The sequence below is a fragment of the Streptomyces sp. NPDC054796 genome (assembly GCF_053611545.1).
The window spans coordinates 1-1,833 of sequence record NZ_JBSHAO010000162.1 but is presented as its reverse complement, the minus strand read 5'-3'; the positions used below and the strand labels follow the sequence as shown (position 1 = coordinate 1,833).

The window sequence follows — 1,833 nt, the reverse complement described above, 5'->3', positions numbered from 1 at the left end:
ACGGTGATCCCGTGCGCGCCCTCAACAACACCCTCGCCCGCTCCCCCGCCACCGGTCCCGACAACCCTCCGCCTGCCGCATGACCCCTCATCAGACACGACCGGACACACACCCGATGGGCCCGATGAGCCTCCTCGCCCTCGCCGCGCTGCTCGCAGTCATCCTCCACCGCCGACGACGCCGCGCTCGCCCTGTCCACCCCATAGACCGCCTCGTCCGCCTGGAGGATTCCATCGTTCCCGACGAGACCGCACCGGCCCCTGGCCATCGGACGCCCCCGGACTTGGACGTGCGGGAGGTCGAGGTCCCGGGCACCGCAGGCGCCCTGGAGGCGTTCTTCGCCACCCCCGCCGTGCCCGGCCCGCTCCCCCGCCGGGCGGCGGGCGCGAAGAGCCGCCCGCTCTACACCGCGCAGCGCCCCCTGCTAGTGCGCGCCGCGCCCCACTCCCAGCTCCCCATCCCGCCGTGGCCCGACCTGGGCGATACCTCACCGTCCGGCGTCCGTGCCTGGTGCACCTGGGCAACGACGGTCTGGCTGATTCCGGAGGTGGCGGACGCGGTGCGGCATGTGAGTCCGGCTCTGGCGCGCGAGCTCGATGGCCAGGCAGACCAAGAGTCTCCTGCTTCGGCGGACACCGCCCGCCGTCTGCTGCTCTCTCTCGCCCCTTACGTCCAGCGTCTGCGCCACCGACCCGACCCTCTCGGCCTGTTCGCCGGCGTGGCCGAGGCCCGCTTCGGTGACCACGCCCAGGCCCGCTGGGGCACCGGACACCGGGCCGTGGCCCGCGCCGACGGAGAGTGGCTGGCCCGGATCATCCAGCAACTGGAAGATCTCCCCGAAGTGCGGCACAGGCTGCGGCTGGTGGCCTCCAACGTCCTGGAGGTCCGCGGCAGGCGGCTGGTCCTGCCCTGGCAGCCCCGCATCCCGGGGACGGTCGGCACCGCCGTGCACGAGGTCTCCGTGCGCTGCACCCCGGCGGTCCGCGCTGCCGTGCACGGGGCGAGCACACCAGTGGACTATCTGGACCTGGCGCGGAAGATCACCGCTGCGGTCGGCGGGTTCGAGGTCGCGGACGCCCAGGAACTGCTGGACACGCTCCTCTCTCACCGCATCCTGATCACCAGCCTCCAGCCCCATGCCACCGAGCCCGACGCGCTCGGGTACCTCGTTGCCGAGCTGCGGCGCTCCGGCACTGAGCACACCGAGGCCGCCGGCGGCCTGACGGCCGCGCTGGGCCAGATCCACGCGCTGATGAACGCCCACAACCAGCAGCCCGCCACGGCGGGCCGTGAGCGCCGCTCGGCGCTGACCGCGCGTATGCGCCAGCACGCCGAAGTACCCGTACCTCTGGCCCTGGATCTGGGCCTGGACGCCGAACTCGTCCTGCCCCGGGCCGTCGCGTGGGAGGCCGAGGCCGCCGCCGGGGCCCTGGCCCGCACCGCCCCCGAACCGCACGGGGCCGCGGCGTGGCGGCGCTACCGGGCCCGCTTCCAGGCCCGTTACGGCGAGGACGTCCTGGTCCCCGTGTCCGATCTCCTCGACCTGGACCGCGGTTTGGGGCTGCCCGAGGACTTCCACGGCACCCCCCGCGCCCCGCAGTCTCCCGTCTCGCGGCGGGATGCCCTGCTGACCGCGCTGGCCCAGCAGGCCGCCGCCGAGGAGAGGGAACTCGTCCTGGACGAGGACCTGATCGGCCGGCTCGCCGAGCAGGAGCCCGCTCCCGGAGCGCTGCCGCCGCATACGGAGCTGCAGTTCGCCGTCCACGCCTCCAGCACGCGGGAGCTGGAGGCGGGCCAATTCACTCTCGCCGTCCGCCGGGCCAGCCGCGGATG

At 74.1% G+C, this 1,833-nt stretch carries 1 protein-coding gene; it reads left to right on the top strand.

The features are described from left to right. Window positions 1–115 precede the first annotated feature (115 nt). Window positions 116–1,833: lantibiotic dehydratase family protein (locus tag ACWGJ2_RS40375; protein ID WP_453351409.1), on the top strand; the 1,718-nt coding region annotated here is incomplete at its 3' end.